This is a genomic window from Rhizobium album (assembly GCF_003122325.1).
GTDB classification, from domain to species: Bacteria; Pseudomonadota; Alphaproteobacteria; order Rhizobiales; family Rhizobiaceae; genus Metarhizobium; species Metarhizobium album.
Genome location: NZ_QFBC01000001.1, coordinates 1 through 16,718, shown reverse-complemented (window position 1 = coordinate 16,718; position 16,718 = coordinate 1). Strand labels below are relative to the sequence as shown.

25 protein-coding genes are annotated in these 16,718 nt (G+C 59.5%); 11 read left to right on the top strand and 14 right to left on the bottom strand.

All coding sequences use genetic code 11. The features are described from left to right. Positions 1-32: 32 nt before the first annotated feature. The 13 genes from DEM27_RS00115 to DEM27_RS00055 form a co-directional block, all read right to left on the bottom strand. Entirely contained in the window at positions 33-2,009 is a 1,977-nt protein-coding gene (locus tag DEM27_RS00115; RefSeq protein WP_109456170.1) for a phage major capsid protein, read from the bottom strand. Between the two features lie 12 nt (positions 2,010-2,021). Then, the gene (locus DEM27_RS00110) at positions 2,022-3,722 is read right to left on the bottom strand and encodes a terminase large subunit (protein WP_109456169.1); all 1,701 of its coding nucleotides are present in this window, start codon (positions 3,720-3,722) and stop codon (positions 2,022-2,024) included. Further along, positions 3,722-4,225, bottom strand: a complete 504-nt coding sequence (locus tag DEM27_RS00105; protein ID WP_245445590.1) for a helix-turn-helix domain-containing protein — start codon at positions 4,223-4,225, stop codon at positions 3,722-3,724. The genes DEM27_RS00110 and DEM27_RS00105 overlap by 1 nt, the downstream gene beginning before the upstream one ends. A 266-nt stretch (positions 4,226-4,491) precedes the next feature. Further along, positions 4,492-4,692, bottom strand: a complete 201-nt coding sequence (locus tag DEM27_RS34510; RefSeq protein WP_245445631.1) for an HNH endonuclease signature motif containing protein — start codon at positions 4,690-4,692, stop codon at positions 4,492-4,494. 126 nt (positions 4,693-4,818) lie between these two features. Further along, entirely contained in the window at positions 4,819-5,046 is a 228-nt protein-coding gene (locus DEM27_RS00095) for an Acb2/Tad1 domain-containing protein (RefSeq protein WP_109456166.1), read from the bottom strand. Between the two features lie 336 nt (positions 5,047-5,382). Beyond that, positions 5,383-6,063: a transcription termination/antitermination protein NusG gene (gene nusG / locus DEM27_RS00090; RefSeq protein WP_165823310.1), complete on the bottom strand. Its 681-nt coding sequence runs from the start codon at positions 6,061-6,063 to the stop codon at positions 5,383-5,385. Then, positions 6,047-7,201: a helix-turn-helix domain-containing protein gene (locus tag DEM27_RS00085; RefSeq protein WP_109456880.1), complete on the bottom strand. Its 1,155-nt coding sequence runs from the start codon at positions 7,199-7,201 to the stop codon at positions 6,047-6,049. The genes nusG and DEM27_RS00085 overlap by 17 nt, the downstream gene beginning before the upstream one ends. Then, on the bottom strand, positions 7,198-7,497 hold the full coding sequence (locus DEM27_RS00080) for a hypothetical protein (protein ID WP_109456164.1): 300 nt from the start codon (positions 7,495-7,497) through the stop codon (positions 7,198-7,200). Before DEM27_RS00080 ends, DEM27_RS00085 begins: the two co-directional genes overlap by 4 nt. Then, a complete protein-coding gene (locus DEM27_RS00075) occupies positions 7,494-8,198 on the bottom strand; it encodes a hypothetical protein (protein ID WP_128755403.1) in 705 nt (234 codons plus the stop codon). Before DEM27_RS00075 ends, DEM27_RS00080 begins: the two co-directional genes overlap by 4 nt. A 3-nt stretch (positions 8,199-8,201) precedes the next feature. Continuing rightward, on the bottom strand, positions 8,202-9,011 hold the full coding sequence (locus DEM27_RS00070; RefSeq protein WP_109456162.1) for a DNA methyltransferase: 810 nt from the start codon (positions 9,009-9,011) through the stop codon (positions 8,202-8,204). Next, positions 9,008-10,345: a TRM11 family methyltransferase gene (locus DEM27_RS00065; RefSeq protein WP_245445588.1), complete on the bottom strand. Its 1,338-nt coding sequence runs from the start codon at positions 10,343-10,345 to the stop codon at positions 9,008-9,010. Before DEM27_RS00065 ends, DEM27_RS00070 begins: the two co-directional genes overlap by 4 nt. Continuing rightward, positions 10,342-10,587: a hypothetical protein gene (locus DEM27_RS00060; protein ID WP_109456161.1), complete on the bottom strand. Its 246-nt coding sequence runs from the start codon at positions 10,585-10,587 to the stop codon at positions 10,342-10,344. Before DEM27_RS00060 ends, DEM27_RS00065 begins: the two co-directional genes overlap by 4 nt. Before the next feature lies 1 nt (position 10,588). Beyond that, a complete protein-coding gene (locus DEM27_RS00055) occupies positions 10,589-11,053 on the bottom strand; it encodes a phage regulatory CII family protein (RefSeq protein WP_109456160.1) in 465 nt (154 codons plus the stop codon). Positions 11,054-11,260: 207 nt separating this feature from the next. Here DEM27_RS00055 and DEM27_RS00050 point away from each other — a divergent pair, with 207 nt between their 5' ends. The 3 genes from DEM27_RS00050 to DEM27_RS00040 all read left to right on the top strand — a co-directional run bounded on the left by DEM27_RS00050 (position 11,261) and on the right by DEM27_RS00040 (position 12,877). Then, complete coding sequence (locus DEM27_RS00050) at positions 11,261-11,500, top strand: hypothetical protein (RefSeq protein WP_109456159.1); 240 nt, start codon at positions 11,261-11,263, stop codon at positions 11,498-11,500. Positions 11,501-11,618: 118 nt separating this feature from the next. Next, the gene (locus DEM27_RS33820) at positions 11,619-12,089 is read left to right on the top strand and encodes a hypothetical protein (RefSeq protein WP_165823309.1); all 471 of its coding nucleotides are present in this window, start codon (positions 11,619-11,621) and stop codon (positions 12,087-12,089) included. Between the two features lie 137 nt (positions 12,090-12,226). After that, entirely contained in the window at positions 12,227-12,877 is a 651-nt protein-coding gene (locus DEM27_RS00040; RefSeq protein ID WP_109456157.1) for an XRE family transcriptional regulator, read from the top strand. On the opposite strand, the gene DEM27_RS00035 is transcribed toward DEM27_RS00040, so the two are convergent. After that, positions 12,874-13,665, bottom strand: coding sequence for a tellurite resistance TerB family protein (locus DEM27_RS00035; RefSeq protein ID WP_109456156.1), 792 nt, complete (start codon positions 13,663-13,665; stop codon positions 12,874-12,876). The genes DEM27_RS00040 and DEM27_RS00035 overlap by 4 nt on opposite strands. A 236-nt stretch (positions 13,666-13,901) precedes the next feature. Between DEM27_RS00035 and DEM27_RS00030 the strand changes: the two genes are divergently transcribed. The 8 genes from DEM27_RS00030 to DEM27_RS34335 form a co-directional block, all read left to right on the top strand. Next, positions 13,902-14,081, top strand: a complete 180-nt coding sequence (locus DEM27_RS00030) for a hypothetical protein (protein WP_109456155.1) — start codon at positions 13,902-13,904, stop codon at positions 14,079-14,081. 68 nt (positions 14,082-14,149) lie between these two features. Continuing rightward, positions 14,150-14,278 (top strand): hypothetical protein, encoded by a 129-nt coding sequence (locus DEM27_RS34930; protein ID WP_280954501.1) that lies wholly within the window; start codon positions 14,150-14,152, stop codon positions 14,276-14,278. Between the two features lie 52 nt (positions 14,279-14,330). Next, the gene (locus DEM27_RS00025; RefSeq protein ID WP_109456154.1) at positions 14,331-14,675 is read left to right on the top strand and encodes a hypothetical protein; all 345 of its coding nucleotides are present in this window, start codon (positions 14,331-14,333) and stop codon (positions 14,673-14,675) included. A gap of 26 nt (positions 14,676-14,701) precedes the next feature. Next, the gene (locus DEM27_RS00020) at positions 14,702-15,688 is read left to right on the top strand and encodes a DUF2303 family protein (protein WP_109456153.1); all 987 of its coding nucleotides are present in this window, start codon (positions 14,702-14,704) and stop codon (positions 15,686-15,688) included. A gap of 55 nt (positions 15,689-15,743) precedes the next feature. Then, positions 15,744-16,067: a hypothetical protein gene (locus DEM27_RS00015; protein ID WP_109456152.1), complete on the top strand. Its 324-nt coding sequence runs from the start codon at positions 15,744-15,746 to the stop codon at positions 16,065-16,067. Continuing rightward, positions 16,064-16,237, top strand: a complete 174-nt coding sequence (locus tag DEM27_RS33815; RefSeq protein WP_165823308.1) for a hypothetical protein — start codon at positions 16,064-16,066, stop codon at positions 16,235-16,237. Before DEM27_RS00015 ends, DEM27_RS33815 begins: the two co-directional genes overlap by 4 nt. Continuing rightward, on the top strand, positions 16,227-16,523 hold the full coding sequence (locus DEM27_RS00010; RefSeq protein WP_109456151.1) for a hypothetical protein: 297 nt from the start codon (positions 16,227-16,229) through the stop codon (positions 16,521-16,523). The genes DEM27_RS33815 and DEM27_RS00010 overlap by 11 nt, the downstream gene beginning before the upstream one ends. Continuing rightward, positions 16,520-16,718 (top strand): hypothetical protein (locus tag DEM27_RS34335; RefSeq protein ID WP_205908852.1); only part of this gene is annotated, 199 nt, incomplete at its 3' end. The genes DEM27_RS00010 and DEM27_RS34335, both read left to right, overlap by 4 nt.

The following is a 16,718-nucleotide window of genomic DNA, read 5'->3' as shown; positions in this document are numbered from 1 at the left end:
GGCAGAGCACCGGCCCCAAGTCTCAGCAGGCGTCAGGCGACGCCGTACTTCGCGCTGTCGATGTACTGGACCGCTCCCGCGCGGCGCTTGGCCCAGTTGATGTACCGCTCGGCGCGGATGCCAACCATGTTCATCTGCCAGAGGGAAATCATGACCGTGTTAGCCACCGGCGGATTGGTCGGCGCGCTGTCCATCTGCAGGGACGCCTGGTTGCTGGCGTCGAGCATGACCTGACCATCATCAGCAAGCAGCACCTCGCTCGCTTTCGCCAGGATGATACGGGCTCCGGCGCCGGTCACGGGCGAGCCGCTGCCCGGATTGGCGGTGACATTCTCCGACAGCACGACCGGCAAGCCGAAGAAGGTGCCACCGGAGGATCCACTGATTTGGATTCCGGGAAACTCCGGCTGCCCAAGAGGGTTCAGCATCATCGCCAGCCCCAAAGCCTGCGTTTCAGACATGACCCAGACCGCACCTGCAATGGACAGATTCGCGGTCAGGAATTTCATGAAAAGTTTGTTCACATCGAGCCGGACAGCATCGGCGTCAGTTCCGCTCGCAACTACGGGCGTGACGCCGTTGGTGATCGAAGCCGGAGAGACATCCGTCACCGCCGCCTTTGCGGGGTCGACAAAGTCCTTGTCCATGGTCTGGATGATCGTGTCAGACAGATCCTGCCGCACAATGCCTTCCGCGGCCGGATTGGAAGCGCGGACCAGCTCTTCCGTCAAAACGACGATGCCAGCGAGCTTGGTCGTGCCCAGCGTGATCTGGTCGAACGAAAGTTCGCTGACGGGCTTCGGGGCGCCTTGACCGACCCAGGACGCAGACGATCCGCCCGTCTGACGCGGGATCTTGATGTTGAACGGCACGCGACGCAGACCAGGGATTCGACCGATAATGGTCTGGGGACGCAGCAGTTCGGCGAATTCGGAAGCCATGTTCTGATATTCTACGAGCGGCTTCGCCCAGTCTGCATCCGTCGTCGAACCAGCAGAGACGGCCGCCTTCAGCACGGTCTCTACTTCCGGAGTGCTGTCGTGCCAGTTCTTCGCGATCTCGACGGACTGCATCAGGTTGCCCTTGCCGAGAGCCAGGGCCATCGCGTAGCGCGTGAACGCTGTGCCCTTCGGCAGGTTCGTGCCTTTGACCTGAATGGTAATGCCGCCGCGAACTTCCGATCCGCTGGCAAGGTCCCTGACGCCGCCGACCGGCGTCGCCTTCTGTGCCAGCGAACGTTCGCGGTCGCGCAGACGGCCGAGATGCTCGTCGATTTCCTTCACCTCACCGGCAAGGGTGTCGTATTCCTCCTTCTGAGCGGCATCGAGCGTCTCGCCCTTGTCGGCCGCGACATCCATGATTTCGTCCATACGGGCGGATTTCGCCACGCGGGTCGCTTCGAAGGCCGTGATCTGTTCGGCAATGGTTTTCATTTTCGTCCCTTTCTTGGGCGCTGGATTGACTGACTTCGCGGTGGAACCCGAGACGCCGGGACGGACAGGCCGGTCGGATGCGGTCTGCTGTTTGCCAGACGCGGCAAGCAGAGGGGCATCGATCGACTTGACAAGATCGATGGTGGCGTCGGCATTGGCCGGGACGGTCACCAGCGAAAGTTCGTAGACTTCGGATTTGCTGAAGCGAATGCCGCCGTCATCGAGAAACGAGTATTCAACCGGCCGGAAACCAATCGATACAGCGCGCACTAGGCCGAGCTTGACCTCACCCCAGGCGGTATCGACCCTGTCTTTCAGCGAACCAGGCTCATTGATAACCGGAAGCCGTGCTTCGAAGGTGATGCCCGCCTTCGTGGGCCGGTCGAACGTCACAGTCCCCACAGGTTCATGGTGGTTATGCTGATGCAGCAGTGGCATCGGATTGTTGAACTGGACGCCCAACGGTTCGACGATATCGCCGACGCGGTCAGCGTTGGGTGTCGTTGCCGTTCCACGGATAATGCGTTGCTCTTCCTCGACCGCTTTCACGGTCAGGATGGAATAGGCGCGGTTCATGGATTTGCCTCCTCAGGCGAAGAACATCTGGTATTCGGGGGCTCGAGCGACTTCCGGATTCTTGCTCATTACGGTGACCGCATCCATCAATGCCATCCATGGATCGATCTTGTTGTCGCCGGCATTCTGCTTCGTCGCCCGGATCGCCGTGGCCGTCGCTTCGATCTTCACGTTTTCAACGCACCAGTCCATCAACCGGCTGACGGCATGTACCAGTGTCCCGCGCGCTAGCCGACGTTCGGCGGTCTTAATCGCATTCATCAACCTGATGCCCTGGCCGACACCAACAACAAGGCCGCCATCCTCGGTAATACCGATCTTCGCCAGTTCATCGACCAGTTCGCCATAGGGGCCTTCTGCATCAATAGCTACGCAGGCAAGCAAACCGGCGTCGTGGATCTGCTCGATGATGCCGACGATTTCACTCAGATCTTGCAACCGGTCGTCAACAATCGTCAGTTCCTGGGCGGTCGCGAAGTCGGTGAGCTTCGTGGCGATGCTCTGCCGCCGCTCCAGCACGCCATCGTGGCACCAGGCATGGCACCATGCCAGCCAGTTTTTCGTGCCACGTTCGCGGCCGAGGGCAGCAAACCCGAAGAGATCGTCGAGACCGCCGCCATCAATGCCAACAACGATGGCTTCGCTGCGCTCAATCAAGGAGTCAAACGTCAGACTGGCATCCTCGCGCCGCGCCCAGAATTCGGCGCCAGGCCACGCGTCGGATTTCATGCCAACGCCGATTTCAATGTTCAGATGCTGGCTCGCCCAGATCTGGATATCCTTCTGGCCCTTGCCGCGCTCCGCTTCCCAATCCTTGATCAGGCTGTCGAGCCTCATTGAGCGCCCAAGGTTCGGCATCACCATGGACCAGTTACTCGGGTCCTGCCACAGCGCCGGATTGCGGCCGATCTCGCCCGGAAATTCGTACAACACCGGCAGCATCGCCCGCATCGTCTTGCCGCGATATTTGCCGTCGCGAATCTTGCGTGCCTGAATCAGCTCATCGCGGAAGGCGCCGGCGGGCGCCTCGTCGCTCTGGGTGCTGATGATGAGGAAAAAGCCCTCCGAATTCTTTTCGAGACCGCCACGGATCTGGCGCAGTACCTTCGTCGCGTAGGCATTCCGCCCCAGCAACCAGAGTTCGTCCAACAGGACAACAACCGGCATAGACCCGGTCAGGATATCGAGCGCAAACGTCTTGACCTTCATCTTCGTGCCGTTCACACGGTCGTGGATTTCCTTTAGATGCTCCTTGGCGTCGAACCGCTTGTAGAGATCCGGGTCTGCATCGATCATTCCTTTCGCCTGCGCGAACGCACGGTCGGAAATTGCCTGCGTCGGGCCGACAAACAGCATCTCCGCTCGCGGCCGAAGGTTCATAACCATCGCGGTGACCATCAGGCCTGCCGAGTAGGTCGTTTTCGACTGCCCTTTAGGCACAAGCGCCAGGACCTCCCGGATAAGCCGCTCGTTGGTTTTCGGGTCGCGCGATCCGAAAACAGCACGAACAATATCGCGATACCAATCACCAGCCGCATCACGCATTTTCGGCATCCCCGGCACGTCAGGCAAGCGCAGCTCATCGAAGACATTCACAGCCATCTCGGCCTCGTCGGCGAAAAGCGGAAGATCCGGGATCAGCGACCGACCGGAAACGATACGCTCTTCCCAGTCAACGCAACTGAGATCCCATTGCGCCTGCGGCGTCAGCATCAGTTCATCCGATCCGGATTGGCGCGCTGGTTCATCAGCCGGCCGAGCGGAGTGTCGTCGCTCATCTCAATGGCATCCTTCAGTTCCTGCTCTTTTTTGCCGAGCTTCTTTTCCTTCGGAGCTTTTGTGTTCGTGGCATTCGCAGCGGCGCGCTTGTAAAATTCGCCGTCGCCAGCCTCGGCCTTGTCGAGCACCTTGCGCATCTCCTTGATTGCCGCGACGTTGCCTTCATGGACCTGCTCGAAAAGCTTCAGCAGATTTTCGCCCTCGACGCGGAACCGCGCCTCTTCTCGCGAACGCATTTCGGCGCGATAACTCTTGCGCAAGGTCGGCTCGGAAATACCGAGTGCTGCTGCAATCTCGGAGTTCTTACGGCCGATCGCCATCAGTAGCATGACCTTCGCGCGCCGGGCATCGTTCACGACATGCGGGGGGCGGCCCCGCTTTCCCAGGCCCTCCGGGACGACGTCGCCGAAAAGATCGTAGTTGACCACCGCGGCCACACCCTTCCCAAAATGTAAATAAATGCCGGGAATTCCAGCGACGAGGCAGGCGTTTTCCGGAATGCCCGGCTCTTCACTTAATGATTTCAAAGGCTTGCGGCAGGCAGCTAAAGCCGGCCTCATTAAGTGGCCGCCAGAGACCTCAGAAATTCGGCCTCAACGAAAAAAAACCTCTGAATGCCACCCATGCGGTTGGGACCCCTCCCGGCCTCCAGACTTCGACCCGCCCCCCCCCTGGGAGGGGTCAAAGGCGGACCCTGAGGCTGTCACGGCCTTGCCACCATCCGCTTCGCCCTCGCCGCCGCCGTCTTGCGGGTGTGGCACGATCCGCAAAGGCACCTGACGTTAGCGGGGTCCAGCAGCGCGCCGCCGTCCCGCACTTCAACGATGTGATCACCGAAGATCCGTGTATCGGTTCGCCCGCATTCCTCGCACCGGCGCCCTCGAACCTTCAGAACGCTCTTCATCAGCGCCCGCCATTCTACCGACAGATAGAACGGATCAGCAGTCTTTGCCGGCGGCCTGACAGACCGCGCATCTATGATCGGGATCGAGGAGGAGATCTTTTTCAGTTTGGGCGACATGGCCGCCGGTCAAGCAGTGATATGCTTGACCGCCCACATGACAGCCTCTTCAGTCTTCGTCTTCGCAATCGACAGCTCACGCGAACTGCCCGCAGCGTCGATCAGGCTAAGCAACTCAAGCCCCTTGTCCTTGATCGCGACCATCTGCGCTTTCTCATCATCACTCAGCACACGGTACTGGTGACGAACGGCGTTATTGGCAACGCGGCCATCAGATGCGCTATCAACCTGCGTCATGCTTCGTCCTCACGATGTAACGGATGAGACCGGGCACGATGCCCATACTCTAGAAACAGCAAAGGCGACCAATTGGCCGCCTTTGTCGCCTCCGGATGACCGCCGGGCCGCTTGAGATGTAAGGCTCGCAAACACGACTGCTAACCCGAACAGCGCCTCACATCATCATCTGAAGTCATAGCAGTAGCACTTGGCCTGAATCGGTGCCTCAAATGCGAGGCGGTCAGGTCAGGGTCTGTCCGGTTACCAACGTGGCGGTCTCCCGCACTCCTGGCCGGTCGTGCCGACGAGTCAAACGTACACTCAGGATCAACAGATCATCCGTTGCTATAGCTGTCAGAGCTTGGCAAGGAATGCAAGAGGCGTGGTGATCACGCTTTCCTTGCCTTTGACGACCACCTTCACCTTTCCCTCAACCTGCACCTTAGGCATCCCACGGGCGATCACCATGCTGCGGACGCTCTGCAGCTGGCCGACAAATCCTATGAACAACCCTTCCTCGAAGCGAACCTGATTGCCCACTTCAAAGCTTGGACGATCGGCCTTGATGTACTGGCCCTGCTCGCTGTCACCAACGATCTCCTTGAAGCGATTAACTTCGTCATCGCGAATCCAGTACGGCTCTTCGTTGCCGCCAACGAAGCCTTCGACACCCTTTTGAAAGACGATGCCGGCGAAGGCGGCACTTGATGGCACGATGCAAGCCAGCACGTAACCAGGCATTACGGGACGCTCAGGATGCACCATCTTCCGCCCGCGCTGCCAGAAGACCCCAGCCCGCCAAAGCGGCAGCCACACATGAATACCTTTGGCCGCGAGACGCTTTTCCACAGCCTTTTCCCTCCCGTGAAGCACATCGAGCACGTACCAGCGCTTATCGCCCTGCTGACTCGCTTCTGCCATCGACAGCATGGAGACCTTCAGTTCGCGCCAATTTCGCCCCTTGGCGAGAGCGGACTGATACCGATTTTCGTCATAAGCCTCACTCACGGCGTAAATCTTAGTGTTGTGCATCATCGTCGCGTCCCTCGTTGATAGCTGCCCGAAAATTTGCCATTGCGCTCTCCGGATCACCTGCCGGAAAGAAGAACCATTCGTGCCCGGTATCGGCGAACCACGGCAGGCCAAGCCGACGATGCATCTCGCACCACTGCCAATACCGGTCACTGTCGCGGTGCGCTCGCTCGAACCCTTCGGCGAGTGCGGCGATCCTGGAAGGCACTGTTGCCGGCCTCGGCTCTGCCGCCATGCCCGCCGCTTTCGGCCAGCCGTATTTCGTCCTGCGCTCAAGCTCGATCGCTTTCGCCCGCTCGGCATCCCGCATTTCCATCCGCTGAAAACCTGACGGCGCAGGGAATGCTGTGGCCATGGGCTTGCAAAGCTCCGAAAGCCACAAAGCCATCCACGGCTTCGAAAAGGCGTTATGCAGCTGCGGTGCGGCAGGGTCTGCGGCGCGATCAGGTACGTCGAGGAACAGCCTCTGCTGCAGGTAGGTGGAAGGCGCCGGCACGTGGGATTTCTTCTGCGCCTTCAGCATGGCGATCCATGCAGGGAACCGCTCGATAGCCATCCGGCGCTCGTCAGCCGTCAGACGCATGAACGGCGCCTTGGCCGGCTCTTTCGGCATGCCGGCGAAGCCAGGCCAGTCTTTCACCAAGCCCCAGAAGTCGCGTTCGATCTTTTTACGATCTTCGTCGTCTCGCTCGCGCTCTCTCTCCCTTACGGGTTCTATTACTGGTTCCTTTACAGGGTTACTGTCCAGATTCTGGACTCGGCTTTCGCCATTTTCTGGACACGGCTCGCCCTGATTTCTGGACTCGGCTTCGTCGTTTCCGTGTCCAGTTTCTGGACTCGGCTTTTCACAGGTTTTGCGCTCAAAACCGTCTTCAAAAGCAAAGCGATACCGCGTTGATTCCTGCCGTTTCGAACCCCGCTCACGCCGCTGCTCACGACGGATAAGACCGATGTTTTCCAGCTCATTGAGGTAGACATTCAAGGTCGATCTCGGCATCTCGCAATCGTCGGAAAGCGTCTCCTGCGACGGAAAACAGCCATGGTCAGGATGGAAGCGGTCGCAGAGGTTCCACAAAACAATCTTTACGGCCGGCTTCAGACCGCGCTGCTTGATCGCCCAGTTGGTTGCGTCGTGGCTCACTGCAGCACCTCGAAATCATGCAGCAGCAAATCGCCGGCAAGCGCTCTCATTCGCCCCCTCGCCGCCAGCAGGTCGACAGACACGAGACCATCATGACGACGCCACGCATCCATGTCGCGCAACTCCGCCTCCAGATAGGCGATGCCATCATGGAAGAAGGCAACGGTGAGCCGGTTCCTGATTGTGCCCTCGCAGAGCACCAAGATTTTAAGCGGCGCTCGCACGAGCCAAGCGGCTCGCGCAGCGTTGCAGGCGCACCTGTCAAGCGCCTCGATAATTGGAAGCGCCGCGTTCACTGCCCGATTTCCTTCCGGATCTTCGCCTCCAGGCGCCGCGTCTCGGCCATCTGCGCCGAGATCGTCGAGAAGGCCGCCCGAATTTCGGTGATGGCCTCCTGCAGCTCACCCTGCATCGTCGCCACTCGTCGAGCGATGGCAACCTGATCGCCTTCCAGCTTCGAAAAAGCCGCCACCACCTTCTCAGAGGCAGCCAGGAAAGCCTCGATTTCCGGCGTCACGCCCTCCGGACCAAAGATTGCCGCGCGGATATCCGTCACCCATTCCTTAGGGTAACCCAGATCGCGCCCGACACGGGTATCCGTCCAGCCGGGCCGATATCCGGCTTCCGGATTGAGATAGACCTCAACCAGCTTGAGATTGATGATCTGCCGTTCTTCGAACGTCGGCGCACGCGCAGCCGAAACCGCGACGATGTCCACAACCGCAGCCCGTTCGGCAGCTTCAAAGGCCTTGCCCATACCTGTCCCCTTTTTACTGCGGCGCGCGCGTGCGCATTCAACGCAACGATCCTTCGCACCCCTCAAAGACCAACCCATCGCGTGAAAATGCTGAATGACCGCAGTCGGCGGCCGCCGTCGCGCCCCGCGCTTGTGCGGGTAGAAGCCCACCGAGCCGCACTCAGCGCAGACGATTTTCGAGGCGAGAATGCGCTCGCCATTCGCCTCGATCATCTCTTCCGGAAAGGTGCGTTCGCTCATGTCTCACCGCCCCCCAGATCCAAGCCGATTTGCTCGGCTCTCGCGGTCGGCGCTGGCGTGACGAACATATCCGGCTGCCGATAAGCATCGCGGATGCGCTGGCAGGCGATATCGAAATAGGCCTCGGAGATTTCGATGCCTACAAAGGCCCGCCCCCCCCCTTGCGCACGCTACGCCCGTAGTGCCGCTGCCCATAAAGGGATCAAGGATGACGCCCGCGTCCGCAACAAGACCGAGGCACCAGCGCATCAATTCGACCGGCTTCTGTGTCGGATGCTGGCGATCCTTTTCCTTCCCCAGCATGCCGTTGCCGTTGAAAACGAACTTCTTTGTCGCAGTGCCATCGAGGCTGGTCCAAGCCAGTTCTCCATCCGAGTAGCTTGGCATGGTCTGCAATTTGTCCCACCACAGCCACTTCTGTGATGCAGGCAGCAAATCTGAGAAATAGTTTCCTCCCCAAATTATATGACGCTTTGCCTGATCAAGGATGCGCTCGAAGAATTCAGGCGACGGCCTTGAATCATCCCACTCACCTTCGTAAGTTCGCGATATACGTTTGCCACCGAGGCCCTTGCCGCCGAGGCCCATTCCTTTCGAGCGGCCAATGCCATACGGCGGGTCCGTAACGACGGCATCAACCCTGCCCAACGCCGGCATAATTTCCATACAATTGCCGAGATAAAGCTCACATTGGCCGATCACCTGGACACGTTTTGCTGCCGGGCAGCGCTCCTGCAGCAGTCGAGCCCGATTGGCGGCGATCGCGACGTTGTAGCTTTCAAAAGCATCTTTCTGCGGGTCATACTCGCTCACGCCGCCTCGCTTTCCGCCACGGCCGGCATGTAATCCGCCCAGTCCACCCGGTTGAGAACCGTCTGCTGCCCATAGCTCCCGTCTGCCTGGCGCTCCCAGACAAACCACGCCGTATTCATCGACGAGCTGGCCTTCGCGCCGTCCCATCCGTCGCGGTGCATCATCGGCAGTCTGTGCTTGAACATGTAGACCCGCGCCGGGCGCATATCCTCAAAGACGAAGTTCCGATCTTCATCCTCGTACCCGCCATACGCATTCCAGTTGAGCAGCAGCGCCATCTTGCGCGGTCGGTGGACGCGAAGCGCATGCGCCATGAAGGCGTTCATCTCGTCGCCATAAGGCGGGTTGGTGACGATATCGTACTCGTCGGGACAGAACCGCCCGCCCTGCATGAAGTCGCCGACGAACTGCAATGTGCCGTCGCGATCCGCCGTGCCGTAATCGACAATATCGGCCAGAATCACATCATGACCGGCAGCCTCCAGCGCGCGGCTTATTGCACCCCGTCCGCAAGCCGGTTCTGCAACGAGCTTCGAAAATCGCTCCATCGCCAGCAGAGCAAACATGGCTTCCGGCGGAGTTTCGTACAGGTTGTGACCGCGCTCTTCCCGCGTCGCCGTCTTCGCACCGATGGCCGACTTCAAATTGGCCCGCGTCGGTTCCAGTCCAGCCCGCAACCTTTCCTGAATGGCGCGCTCCACGATGCCCGGCTGTTTTTTCTCAGCCTTCGCCAGCTTGCGCGCCGCGTGCACCTGCTGCGCCGTAAGACCCACATCGTCGAGACGGAAAGTATTTTCGTCTGAAATACTTTTAGGCCTGCCCTTGAGGACACGCCCCTCATCCTGCGCCGTATCGACCTCCTCCGCGATGCGGATCATCGCGCGGCTTTCGATCAGGAGCGCATCCGCCTGAATCCGCCGGCAGGCGTCCAGACTTTCCCGCGCTTTGAACCGGCTGGCGAAACGTCCGGCAGCTTGCGCCTCGTCGTACACGCCCGAGGCCAGCATGCGCGCGGCCATCACGTCGCCATCGCGCAGCAACTGCGCTGCCCGCCCCGACTTGGCCGCCAATGCGGGCACATCTGCTTTGGCGGCGACCGCCACTGCAATCTCACCGACGCTTGTCAGATACTCCCGCCCGCGATCCGTCAAATTCCAGAGGCTGCCTTCGGTCGCCGCGCGCCGCGCCGGATCACGGCGCAAAAACCCCTTTCCGGCCAGACGGCTCGCAACGCCGTATTGAGCGCCGAGGCAAACGATCTGGCCTTCGGCGCCTGCCTTGATGAGCAGTTCGTGCCCGGCCTTGCCCGGTTTCGGAAACGAGGCCGCCATCATTCGCACCTCAGCAGCCGGTCGAGGTAGCGAATCCCGTCCGGCGTGATGCGGAACAGATCGTCATCGCGGCAATCCTGCGTCAGCAGGCGCGCATTGCAGCAGGCGATCCCCGCCTCGCGTTCCGCGTTGCGCCCGGCGCGCAGCGCACCTGACGCGAGCCGGACCCGCGCCAGAAAAGCAAGCGCACGCGGCCCGACCGGCGGGCCAGAGGATCGAATGTCGGCAGAATTCGAGATCGCCATGTCACACCCCCGTCAATTGGTCGCGAGCCTGTTCCAGCGCGCGAATGGCTTCGTTGATTTCCTTCAGGATGCGTTTCCGCTCGCCGGCATCGATCTTGAGATCGTCGAGGGCAGCGGTGATTTCACGGATTACGTCGACGAGATCCGCGTTCAGCCGGAGTGCAGTGCGGTGACAAAACTCCAGAGGCGATCCGCCGACGCGCTCTTCGCGCACCAGGCGATAGCCGAGTTCCCGCGCCATCGCCGCGGTGATCACTGGCGAGCCGGCCCGCCGGTCAGCCTCGACCGCCAGGTCGACGCGAATAAAATTGTCCCCGTGCTCTTCGTTGAACGAGGCATATTTCGAAAGCGTCGGAATCCCCATTCGAAGCAGTTGCGACAGCAGCGTGACGCCGCCGGCAAGATCGAAGGCCGCCGCTGTGGCAGCCTTCAGCGCCCGTAGGCTGATTTCGGAAAGTGTGCGCACGAAAACACCCCTGAAAAGCGGTCAAGGAAAAAGGATCGGAAAAAGATTCAGTGATCGGCGCTCACCGGCGCCGTAACAATCGGGCCGTCATATCAAGGGGGACCACATGCAAGATTATGGCGGCAGAAACATTCCGAGGCCGGTGGACTCGCTCGACCGACCTGATGTTTATTCATCGCGCAACCGTCCGACGCTGGAGCAGACAGAATGGCGCCTCGAAAACCACGAAAGCCCTCGCGGGAAATCCTCGCCGCAGAGAACGCCGCCCTTGCGGCGGTCCTTCGCGCCGTCGTTCGATCTCTGGTGGACGAGAAGCCCCGTGACGAGAGGGATGCCATCCTCGGCGCGATGCGAAAGACGGTGGACATCGAGCTGTCACGCCACCATCTTGAGGATGAGGCCTTGGGCGCGGCCTCGAAGATCATTTCCGATATATTTTTCCCATGACGTCGCCCTGAAGTCGGACGATCTCCGCCCGCAGCCTTTCGACCTCGTCGCGCAAATCGCAGATCGCCGCGATAACAAGGCGGTTGTCGCAAGAGCCGCGCTTGCAAGGGAGGACGGAATGCAGCAAGACGCCGAGCCATCGCATGGCAACACCTCTCAAAAAGAAAAGAAGGAAGGGACGCTTCGCCAGGCAGAGCCTGTCCCGGCCGGTAGCCCGACGCAGCGGGGAGGATCGCGCATACAGACAGAAAAATGCTACGCCGCGCACCATGGCGAGTGGCGGCGTAGCCCTGCGGGCGCCAAGGCGCTGAAGGCCGGAAGATTTGGAAGAGGCGCGTCATCCCGCGGCCGCGATTGCAGGAATTATGAAAACATCTGGCTTGTGTTCCCGAAGCCACTCAAGTCGAACCTCGTGCATATCTTGAAGCGTGACTGCGCCACCGGTCATTTCGATGATTCTGTCGATCATCGGTGCATCGGGACGATTTTCTCCGGTCTCATACTTCTGAAAATTGCGCGCGTGCCCAACACCAAGCCGAAGTGCGCAGCTCGCCAAGGTCATTTTTTGCGTCAGTCGCCACTCGCTTAGCTTCATGCACCATAAAATGGCATCATGGGCCAATTTTTGTCAACCGCAATGTTGGCACAGGCGGCCATTCATTTTTTGGCAAAAAACGCCATATATTATCTCACATTAAAAGCAACCCTCAACAAACTGATTCGAAAATGAAAAACAGTATCGAAAAGATTCGACGCTCCAAAAAGATGTCGATGGAAAAACTCGGAGCCGCCATTGGAACGGATGCATCGACGATCAATAAAATCGAGAAGGGTCGCCTTGAGCCGAGCGGCTCCCGACTCCAGCAGATCGCGGCTGCGTTGAGTGTGTCGATCGACGAGTTGATAGTTGCGCCTGACGTATCAACAGACTCGGTGCCACGGGTAGCGCAGGCACGCACGACAAGTGATGTCCCACAGATTCCGGTAATGGGCTCGGCAGCAGGTTCACTACTTGAGGGTCACTTCCAGATCACCGATGGACCAGTTGACTACATCGACACACCAAAAACTCTTGAAAATGCACGCGGCATATATGCGCTCTATGTCGACGGCCTATCAATGGAGCCAATGTTCAGACACGGAGAGAAGATCGTAGTCAGCGAATTCCGACCGCCAAGAGTAGGGGATGCGGTGGTAGTACAGGAACGCCGCGCAGAATCCGGTCCACTTTTGGCCTCCATCGGCATTCTTGAGACACGCAACGGCGAAAAAGTCATACTTCGAAAACTAAACCCCGTTGGCACAATCACAATTCCTGGGAAATATGTGATCGCCATTCACAAGGTGATCGAATACTCTGAGTTGCTTGGCTCTTAGGCAGTCGTCGCTGCACCGAGCAGTTCGATTGAAATCTCGTTTATCAATTGCCGTTCCTGGGGTTTTCTGGAACCATCAGCATCCATGACCTCCACGCAGGCCCGAATTAGACGCTCACAGTGAGCTGTGCCGGCTTGCTGCAGCCGGCTCAATGCATGAAAGATTCGATCGTAATTCGGTCGCAATTTGTTTGCGTAGCGCGATAAGGCTAGCACTTCTGCGGGCGCCAACATCGCGCCCTTACGCTCGGCAAGTTTGCATAGATACTCCGTAACCATATCAGCTTCGGATGGATGATATTGCCCGTCTGAGTGAGCAACTGCCGCGAGAATAATTGCATCATCTCGGACTGCATCCAACACCGCAGCCCAGCTATTTTTCGGCTCGAAACTGGAAGACATAGCGGCGAAGGCCGGATGCATGCCGAAGTTATCAACTAGGTAAACCAAAACATCATCAAAGATTTCGCCATCGAAATCAATGCAGCACTTGATGCGGTCAATTCTGAACGCCCTCGTTGACTTCCTTAGGTGGCAGCGAGCCTTCAGGATCGGAACGCCATTCGCGCCGGCATCGATCGAAAAAACCGTAATGGGTCGCCGCGATGCCTTTTTGGCCGCATCCATGTACTCGATAATGAAGCTTTGCCCCTCCGCGTATCCATAGCTTCCATCGCCAAACTGCTCCTCTACCTCATCGTCCGGCACAAGCAGGACAATGTTGGTCGCTGGCAGCGGCCGGCTTTCGATCAGATTCGCAACTTCAAGCGCTATCCCCGACAGACCCATTCATCCTCTCCATGTGTGTTGATTGTAAGCTATTCCCCGCACAACTCGGCCGCAATGGCATAAAGTGCCATTTTATGGATTGACACAAAATGGCTTTTGGTGCCATTTTGTGTTCGTCCCGCTAATCTCCCCCCATGCGGGACACTGCGAATGCCGGCCGCCGATGGAAACCCTCTTTTCCTTTAGAGCCATCGGCGGCAGGCATAGCGCCAGATGGGAGCACCAAGGAGCCCGCAATGCCCACGATCGAAATTTCCCCCGCCGACCGTCGCGACCGTGCCAACATGTTCAGCCTTTGGCAGGAACGCGGCGCAATGACCGAACGCGAGCTTGAGCGCGCCGGCATCAGCAAAGAGAGCCAGGCCCGCAATGCCGCCGCCGTCGCGGAGCGCGTCCGCCTCGCCGAGATGGCCTGACAGATCCGGTTTCGGTGTCCGCCTCAGGGACAGGAGGCGGCATCCGAAACGGATGCAAAGGCAACCTCATGAACCACTTCACCCCATTCCTCGACCGTGATGCCCGCGAAAACGCCAGCTTCGCGCTGCTCGCGCTCATGGTTTTTCTGCCGCTCGCAACCAGCCTGGCCGCGTTGGCGATCGTCGCCACGCCGTAACCCGCGCCAACGCCGCCGGCGCGAAGGGCGGCCGTCACGAAAGGAAGCATCCATGAAAATCCGCGATGCGAAGATCCTTTTGACCATGCTGGAATCCGGCAAGGTCAACGAGGATCTGACCGCTACACTGACCAGCACGATCAAGGCGCTGGTCGACATGTCTCGCGATAACCCGCGCGGCACGTTCAAGAGCACCGTCACACTGCAGCTCAATCTTGTCGTCGAGGACGGCGGCGAGATGGTCGAGATCAATCCGAAGATCCCGACGCCGAAGCTGCCGGAGCTGAAGCGCCGCACCACCGTCTATTTCACCACCGACGACGGCGGCCTTTCCACCGAGCACCCACAGCAAATGGACATGATCGGCGGCCCCCGCGAGATCATCCACAACCGCTAACCCCCGATCGTCAGAAAGGAAAATCCATGACGAAAACTGAAAACATTGCCGCCGAGCCGCTTGAGGCGCTGGCATCACCACTCCTCAATGTCGGCGCACCCGTCGATCTCGAATTCCTCAAGACCCTGGCCGATGACGCCGGCACGGATCTTGTCACCTATGACAACGTCGCCAATCGCAACGGCCTGCCGGTCCGCATTCCGGTCTTGATCGACCGCAAGACCGGCGCGGCCAAGAGCGTCAAATCACTGTTCGAGGAATGGCGCACGTCGCCCGAGCGCAAGTCCGGCACGGCCACGGTGAACACGCTTGAAAGCTTCACCGCGCTGACCAATCGACACAAGACCGAGCACAGCGCCATTTTCGCCAACACCGATTGGCGCTCGCCGTCTCTCACGGCAGTCATCGATTATCACGAGAAGGCCAGCGCCGGTTACGCCGACAATGGCCGCCATCGCATCCACTATCCGTTCCCGCTCACGGAAGAATGGGAAGCCTGGATTGGCATCACCGGCAAGCCGCTCGACCAGGCGCAATTCGCGGAATTCATCGAAGACCACCGCGCCGAGCTTGCCGCTCCGCATGAGGAGGAAGTGACGCACTGGGAAGAGCTGCTTGGCGGCAAGCTCGCCGCGCCGAACGAAATGCAGATGCTGTCGCGCGGCCTGAAGGTCAACAGCGAAGTCAAGGTCTCCAGTGCCGTGACGCTGTCGACCGGTGAAGGCGAGCTGACCTGGGAGGAAACCCATCAGACCCGCAACAATGCCGGCGCCAAGATCATCGTGCCGAGCTTGTTCATGATCGCCTTGCCGCCGTTCTATCAGGGCGAGAAGACCCGCCTTCCGGTCCGTCTGCGCTACCGCGTCACGCCGGGCGGCGGCGCCGTGAAGTGGATCATCATTCCCTACCGCCCTGACATCTACGTCACCGAGGAAGTGATCCGCGTCATGGAGCGCGCGGCCGACGAAACGGAACTGCCGGCCTTCCAGGGCAGCCCCGAAACCGCCGGCTGACCCGGCACCCGCAACGGAGCGGCGCGCAAATGCCGCTCCATTTCTGGAGGTAATCATGCGCAACAAGATCGAAAAACGTTCGCCCGCCATCGAGATCGACGAGGAAGCCGTCAAGTCGGCCTATCTTTCTGGCCGGCGCGCCTGCGATATCGCCCTGTCTTATGGCAAAGGTCGATATCAAGCCGTCGCCAATTACATCTCCGCCAATCGCCAGCGCTGGCTGGAAGAATCCCGCTGGCAGGGTCTGCAATCAGACGAGACGAAGATCGTCATTCGTCGCCGCGTCCCGACAGACAGCGGTGGCGGTATCATTATGCCGATTTCGTTACCCCGCGTCAGCATGCACGTTCTGGCGATGCAGGAGGCGGCCTTATCATGATCCGCACCGACACCCCCAAGACGTTCCGTGTCCACATTGACGGCGACCGCGTCGTAACCGTCGTCGCACCGAACAGCATGATGGCGGAGCGCAAGGTGCGCATCAGCCATCCGGATTGCGTCGTCCGAAAGATCAAGATCGACCGGTCAGGGGCCAACAATGGCGGATGATATCGCAGTCGATCCGGAGGAGACCCGGCAGGTGGAAGCGCATGTCGCAGCTTGCAAGGCTGCCATTGAAACCACGATTGCACGGTTTGACCATCCCCTCGTTTCCGCCGTCGTGATCGCAATCGCGAACCTGGAAGCCCGCGTCCTGTCGGAGATCGAAGACGCCGAAGAGCGCGCCGCGCTGATCTACGAGCTTGACCACAGCCGCACGCAGATCCGAGCAATCTACGCCTCGCTCGCGCCCGCCAGAACCCGCTCCGTAATCGTGAAGGGAACGAAGCATTGACCGAGATCCAGAATCAGACCCCGCGAATGAGCCGCAAGCTTTTGGGCAAGATCGTCGACACCCCCGCGCCCTCGACGCAAATGGTGGGGGGTGACATTAGAAGGCAAATCCTCGAATTCATCCAAATGTCATATGACCTTTCGACTTGGGCGGCGTGCATCAATTGGCGCAGCAAAGAGAACCAGAAGGAATGGC